Source organism: Streptomyces sp. BR123, from assembly GCF_013401435.1.
GTDB lineage: Bacteria > Actinomycetota > Actinomycetes > Streptomycetales > Streptomycetaceae > Streptomyces.
The window spans coordinates 1-6,142 of sequence record NZ_JACBGN010000382.1 but is presented as its reverse complement, the minus strand read 5'-3'; the positions used below and the strand labels follow the sequence as shown (position 1 = coordinate 6,142).

Sequence of the window (6,142 nt, the reverse complement as noted above, 5' to 3'; positions counted from 1 at the left end):
CGAGCGTCGTCGGCAGCGTCCGATGTGTATACGAGACAGAACCCACCCCGACTGCAGACCCCGCCCCGCCGCGAGCCGGGCCCCTACCGGCGCCTGTTCGCCCTCCCCGGCACCCGTGCCTTCACCGCCGGGAACCTGCTGGCCCGTCTCCCCATGGGCATGTTCGGCATCAGCGCGGTCATGATGATCGCCGACCAGCGCGGCTCGTACGCCCTCGCCGGCGCGGTCACGGCCACCGGCCTCGCGGCCACCGCCGTGGTCGCGCCCTGGACCGCCCGCCTGGTCGACCGGTACGGGCAGGCGCGGATCGCCGTCCCGGCCACGCTGATCGCGGTCCTCGGCTCGCTCTCGCTGATCCTGTGCGTCCGCTCCGGCGCCCCCGCCTGGACCCTCTTCGCCAGCTATGCGGCCACGGCGACCACACCCAACATCGGCGGCATGTCCCGGGCCCGCTGGACCCACCTGCTGCGCGGCTCCCGCTCCGCGCACCACACGGCCATGGCCTTCGAGCAGGCCGCCGACGAGCTGTGCTTCATGCTCGGCCCGGTGGTCGCCGCCGCCCTGTGCTCGGCCGCGTTCCCCGAGGCGGGCACCCTCACCGGCGCCGTCCTCCTCCTCACCGGCATGCTGATCTTCACCGCGCAGCGCTCCACGGAACCGCCGCCGTCCCGGGCCGCCCACGGCGGCGCCCCGCTCCGCTCCGTCCGCCCCCTGCTGGCCCTCTTCCTCCCCCTCGGCGTGATGTTCGGCGCGATGGAGGTCACCTCCATCGCCTACCTCGACGCCCACGGCCTCGGCGCCGCCTCCGGCCCGGTCCTGGCCCTCCAGGCGGCCGCCTCCTGCGCGGCGGGCCTCCTCTACGGCACGCTCCGCCCGCGCACCCTCCCCACCTGCCTCGCCGCCCTCACCGCCGCGATGGCCCTGCCGTGGTTCGCCGCCACGACGGATTCGGTACTCCTGCTGGGCTGCGCCCTCCTCCTGGCGGGCATGGCCACCGCCCCGACGATGGTCACGGCGATGTCCCGCGTCCACGCCGCGACCCCGCCGGCCCGCCTCAACGAGGGCATGACCCTGGCCGTCACCGCGATCCTCGCGGGCATAGCCGCCGGCTCGGCAGCCGCAGGCTGGCTGGTCGACCACTGGGGCACGACCACCCCGTACGCCCTCCCGGCCGCTGCAGCTCTCACGGCCCTGGCCCTCGGGGCAACCGCCGTGCGCCGCCATCCTGTACCGTAATTCGGTACGAGGTCAGTACCATTTCCGGGTACCACTCCCGCGGTACCCGGCATGATTGGGGTGCGGAAGATGCCCATAAGCGCCAGTGAAGCCCGCAAGACCCTGTTTCCGCTCATCGAGCGCGTCAACAACGACCACACCCCGGTGCGCATCAGCTCCAAGAGCGGAGACGCGGTTCTCATGTCCGCCGAGGACTACGACTCCTGGCAGGAGACCGTCTACCTCCTGCGCTCGCCGGCGAACGCCCGTCGACTCATGGAAGCCGTCGCCCGCGACCGGGAAGGCGCGGCGGCAGTCACCAAGACCATGGAGGAACTCCAAGCATTGGCTGGTGAGGAGTGAGGAGCGTCCACTTCGACCCGGCCGCCTGGGAGGACTTCCTGTTTTGGCTCGGAGCGGACAGGAGGATGGCCAGACGGATCACCCGCCTCATCGGCGAGATCCAGCGGTCTCCCTTCGTGGGCATCGGCAAGCCCGAACCGCTCAAGGGTGACCTGACGGGGTACTGGTCGCGCAGGATCGACGACGAGCACCGCCTCGTCTACCGCGCCGACGACAAGGAAGTGAAGATCGTCAAGGCGCGCTACCACTACTCCGACTGACCCGAACACCACAGCACACCGAAGGTCCCGCAGGGGATGCGCAGATCATGCGGCCTTGCGCTGGGCGACATCGGTGGCCCGGGCCAGGAGATCCCCGACACCGGGGACACGTCGGTAGCCGGCCATCCCCTTCTGCAGCGCCTTCATGTGCTCGTCCCCCCGGGTGGACGACAAGGTGGCGTGGAGGTCCAGGAACTCCGCCCACGTCTGCGTCGCGGCTTCGATGTGCCGCATCTGCATCTGCCGATCGGCGATCACCCCAAGAGCGTGCAGACGGCCCTGCCGCTCCTGTGGGGAGCGGGCGTGGTTGGAGCGGCGCAGGGCGTTGACCGACCCTTCGCGGTCCCCGATCCACCACATGACGTGGGCTTCGTGGAAGTGGAAGGCTGCCTGGTCGTAGCCCCCGACCGCGTCACGGCGGTCATCCGCCCGGGACAGCGCGGCCTCGGTCTCCCGGAGCCGGGCCAGCGCCGTCCGCCGGTCGCCGGTCATGGACGCCGCCGCGGCCTGCTGCCCGCGCAGGAACGCCACCAGGCGCGGCCCGCTGGCCGGCGCCGCCTCCGCCGCCGCGTTCGCCAGTTCCAGCGCCTTCGGCCCGTATCCGAGGTGGGATGCCTGGAGGCTCATTCCGCGCAGGGTCCGGCAGTACGTGACGTGGTCCTGGGCGGAACCGGCGAGCGCCAGCGCCTGGTGGTAGTAGCGCTGTCCCAAGCCCTGCCGTTCCTCGAACATCGCCATCCAGCCCGTGAGGTAGACCAGGTCCGAGGCGGCGGCCAGCATCCCCTTTCGTACCTGCTCCGGCCCCTCCGCCCTCAGGTACGGGGTGACCGTGTTGGTGAGGAACGCGGCCGCCATCGGCCTGGCATGCCCGGCCCCGATCTCGTCGAGAATGTCGGCGATCTTTTCGGTCATCAGGCGGACGGTCTCCACGTCGGACGTACCGATCCGCACCGTCCGCCCAGCCGCGACGGCTTCGGCCCGGTCGGCGAGGTCCTCGAACCTGGGCACGCCGAGCGCCGCCACGTACATTCCGGCCCCCAGTACGCTCCGCCGGGACGGGTCCATGTCGGCCCGGCTCAGGTCGGCCACCTCGCCCACGGCGTCCGCGCCGCCTCCACCTCCTGCCGCACCCCGAGGCGCCCAGCCCAGCTCGGCCAGCGTGACCGGCCGCCTCAGGAGCCTGGAGAGCGCCTCTGCAACCGCCGGCCTTACCTCCGGCTTCGGCACACTGCCCGCGAGCCAGTGGGAGACCGCCGTCTTGTCGTAGTGCGTGGTAACGCCCAGCTCTGCGCCCACCGCGTTGACACGCCGTGCCAGCTGGGCGTTCCCCACACCGGCCTCTGCCAGGAGGCGGGCGAGGGCTTCGTTCGGTGTGCGTGTCCGTGCTGCCATCGGTGAACCCCCGGGCCGTTCAACGCGTTCAACCTTGCCGACAGTGTGCTCCCTACTCCCCCTGCCCGTACCCGCGTTGGATGGATGCCAGCCGCACGGTTCCGCCCGAGACACCTCCTGCTCAGGCCCGTTCGGCACATCCGACCGCCGCCCGGGCGCCCGTCCCTCCCGACAGACGCGAGCGGCGACACCGACGAGAGGCAGGTACACAGCCATGACCAGCAGGACCGACCAGCCCGACCCCCGCCTGCGCGTCCCCGGCGACACCCTTTCTGCCGCCACCCTCACCCGAGCCGAAAAGGGCCTGAACCGTTTCGTCCGACAGTGCAGGCCCGCGGGCAAGCGATCCGGCACGACCGCACCGGCGACGCGCAGGAAAGGCGATGACCATGGCATCGCCCCGCCGCCCGCCGTACTCCGCCGGCGACCTCGTCACCGGTGTGACCCACGTGCCGCCCGAGCGACGCGGCCGGGAGCTGCCGATGCAGGTCAGCGGCCGGATCGTCCAGGTCGGCTCCGGCTGGGCCGGCGTGGACGCCGACAAGGCGTATGTGTGGATCCGGCTGGCCTCGGGCCGCGAGGCGCTCGCGCTCGTCAAGGACATCCAGAAGCTGCCGGAACAGGACGCGAGGCACCGCACGTGACCACATCGACCGCCGATGACGACTCCTGGCAGGAGACCCGCTACCTGCTGCGCTCCCCCCGCGAACGCCCGTCGACTCATGGAAGCCGTCGGCCGTGATCGGGAGCGCGCGGCGACCCTCACCGTACGGACGGAGGGAGGAGGGCACGAGCCGGCACCCGCCGGTGAAGAGCGCGGCCGCGCATGACGAAGGCCCCGCGACCGAACCGGTCGCGGGGCCTTCGCCCACATGGGATGAGTGGAGATGGCGGGAATCGAACCCGCGTCCAACGGTGCAGAAGGAGGGCTTCTCCGAGCGCAGTCCGCTGCGCTTTTCTCGGCCCCGGAGATCACACGGACAAGTCTCCGACGGGCTCAGTCACTGTTTGATTTCCCTCAGGCCCCCGTGACCGGGGCTAGAGGTTTAGATCCCTAGTCGACGCCAGGATCCGGACCGGGACCACTTCCGGGCTGACGCTCCTCACAGAGGCTTCAGCTCACTGCTATCAGGCAGCGAGGGCGAAGCGGGAGTTATCGCTCTTGGAGTTGGCGATTATTTTTTTGCGACATGTGGTTAGCGAGATCATTGCCGCTTCCTCGGCTCGCTTCCCCTACATCGACATCCGCTGTCGAAACCGATCATCCCCATGTTGATTTTTCAAAGTGCGCCACCCCCGGGGAGGTGGTGCTGCACCCATGGTACGCGAAGTGGACCACCGGGTGCCAGGAGATTAACGCTCGCCGCGCTGGCGCCGGCGAGCCGCCGCGATGGCGCGGTTCGTCTCGCGCGTGTCCTGCTTCTCGCGGAGCGTCTGCCGCTTGTCGTACTCCTTCTTGCCCTTCGCCAGCGCGATCTCGACCTTGGCCCGGCCGTCCTTGAAGTACAGGGACAGGGGCACGACCGTGTGGCCGGTCTCCTGTGCCTTCGACTCCAGCTTGTCGATCTCCTCGCGGTGCATGAGGAGCTTGCGCTTGCGGCGGGCGCTGTGGTTGGTCCAGGTGCCCTGGCTGTACTCCGGCACGTGCACGTTGTACATCCACGCCTCGCGGCCCTCCACCGACACGAAGCCGTCGACGAGCGAGGCCCGGCCCTGGCGCAGCGACTTGACCTCGGTGCCGGTGAGCACGATGCCGCACTCGTAGGTGTCGAGGATGTGGTAGTCGTGCCGCGCCTTCTTGTTCTGGGCGATCAGCTTGCGCCCTTTTTCCTTTGCCATAGTGCGGCCATTTTCGCACTACGACCCTGCCCCGAGGCCACCCAATACCGCGCGGGCCCGCTCTTCGACGGCCGTGCCCGCCGCCAGGTCCGGGGTGATGCCCTTGCCGTCGAGGCTGCGCCCCGCCGGGGTGCGGTACGTGCCCACGGTCAGCTCGGCCACCGAGCCGCCGGGGAGCTGGGTCGGCATCTGCACCGAGCCCTTGCCGAAGGTCCGGGTGCCGACGGCCACGGCCCGGCCGCGGTCCTGCAGGGCGCCCGTGACGAGTTCCGCCGCGCTCATGGTGCCGCCGTCGACCAGGGCGACGACGGGCCGGGCGGTGTCCCCGCCGGGGGCGGCGTACAGGGCGCGCTCGTCGCCGCGGACGTCGTACGTGGCGACGAGGCCCCCGTCGAGGAAGGCGGATGCGGCGGTGACGGCCTCGGTGACGAGCCCGCCCGGGTTGCCGCGGAGGTCGAGCATGACGCCGGCGCCGGGCGGGGCGGCGCGGACGGCGGCCTTGACGCGGTCGCCGGAGCCGCGGCTGAAGGCGGCGACCTTGATGACGGTGATCCCGCCGGGCAGTTCCCGTACGGTCACGGGCTCGGTGCGCAACTGCTCGCGGCGGAGGGTCTCGGTGAGGTCCGGGGCGCCGTCGCGGCCGTAGCGGACGACCACGGGGGTGCCGGCCCGGCCGCGCAGGAGGGCGACGACCTCGGGGACGCGCAGGCCGGTGACGATGCGGCCGTCGACGTCGAGCAGCCGGTCCCCGGCGCGCAGGCCGGCGCGGTCGGCGGGGCTGCCGGGCTGGACCTTGTCGATCTCGATGCGGCCGTCGGCGCGGCGCTCGGGCCACAGGCCGACGCCGGTCCAGCGGCCGTCGAGGTCGTCGGCGAGGGCGGCGTACTCGCCCTGGTCGTAGACGACGCCCCAGCGGTCGCCGCTGCGGCTGACCACCTCCTGGGCGGCCTTCTTGCCGGACTTGCCCTCGGCCACGGCCTCGGCGGCGGCGCGGGCGACGACCAGGCCGAATCCCTGCTCAACGTCCGGGAACTGTGAGATGACCACCCCCACCGCGCCGCAGCGGAANAGGC

Annotated in this window: 6 protein-coding genes and 1 other RNA gene; 3 read left to right on the top strand and 4 right to left on the bottom strand. The window is 71.4% G+C overall.

Annotation, left to right across the window (positions count from 1 at the left end):
- The first annotated feature begins 1,305 nt into the window (after nt 1–1,305).
- Nucleotides 1,306–1,578 (top strand): type II toxin-antitoxin system Phd/YefM family antitoxin, encoded by a 273-nt coding sequence (locus HYE82_RS33210; protein WP_179177930.1) that lies wholly within the window; start codon nt 1,306–1,308, stop codon nt 1,576–1,578.
- On the top strand, nt 1,575–1,838 hold the full coding sequence (locus HYE82_RS33205) for a Txe/YoeB family addiction module toxin (RefSeq protein WP_179177929.1): 264 nt from the start codon (nt 1,575–1,577) through the stop codon (nt 1,836–1,838). The genes HYE82_RS33210 and HYE82_RS33205 overlap by 4 nt, the downstream gene beginning before the upstream one ends.
- A 45-nt stretch (nt 1,839–1,883) precedes the next feature.
- Here HYE82_RS33205 and HYE82_RS33200 read toward each other — a convergent pair whose 3' ends face one another.
- The gene (locus tag HYE82_RS33200) at nt 1,884–3,230 is read right to left on the bottom strand and encodes a hypothetical protein (protein WP_179177928.1); all 1,347 of its coding nucleotides are present in this window, start codon (nt 3,228–3,230) and stop codon (nt 1,884–1,886) included.
- A 383-nt stretch (nt 3,231–3,613) separates the two neighbouring features.
- On the opposite strand from HYE82_RS33200, the gene HYE82_RS33195 reads away from it, so the two are divergent.
- Nucleotides 3,614–3,874 (top strand): hypothetical protein, encoded by a 261-nt coding sequence (locus tag HYE82_RS33195; protein WP_179177927.1) that lies wholly within the window; start codon nt 3,614–3,616, stop codon nt 3,872–3,874.
- A gap of 235 nt (nt 3,875–4,109) precedes the next feature.
- On the opposite strand, the gene ssrA is transcribed toward HYE82_RS33195, so the two are convergent.
- The 3 genes from ssrA to HYE82_RS33180 all read right to left on the bottom strand — a co-directional run.
- Nucleotides 4,110–4,499: a transfer-messenger RNA gene (gene ssrA, locus HYE82_RS33190) on the bottom strand.
- Nucleotides 4,500–4,583: 84 nt separating this feature from the next.
- A complete protein-coding gene (gene smpB / locus HYE82_RS33185; protein ID WP_179177926.1) occupies nt 4,584–5,069 on the bottom strand; it encodes an SsrA-binding protein SmpB in 486 nt (161 codons plus the stop codon).
- Nucleotides 5,070–5,087: 18 nt separating this feature from the next.
- Nucleotides 5,088–6,142: S41 family peptidase (locus HYE82_RS33180; protein WP_179177925.1), on the bottom strand; the 1,055-nt coding region annotated here is incomplete at its 5' end.

What these genes read in the sequence shown, in the direction of transcription:
- HYE82_RS33195 (WP_179177927.1), top strand. Translation starts at nt 3,614, where the DNA reads ATGACCATGGCATCGCCCCGCCGCCCGCCGTACTCCGCCGGCGACCTC.
- HYE82_RS33200 (WP_179177928.1), bottom strand. Translation starts at nt 3,230, where the DNA reads ATGGCAGCACGGACACGCACACCGAACGAAGCCCTCGCCCGCCTCCTG.
- HYE82_RS33210 (WP_179177930.1), top strand. Translation starts at nt 1,306, where the DNA reads ATGCCCATAAGCGCCAGTGAAGCCCGCAAGACCCTGTTTCCGCTCATC.
- smpB (WP_179177926.1), bottom strand. Translation starts at nt 5,069, where the DNA reads ATGGCAAAGGAAAAAGGGCGCAAGCTGATCGCCCAGAACAAGAAGGCG.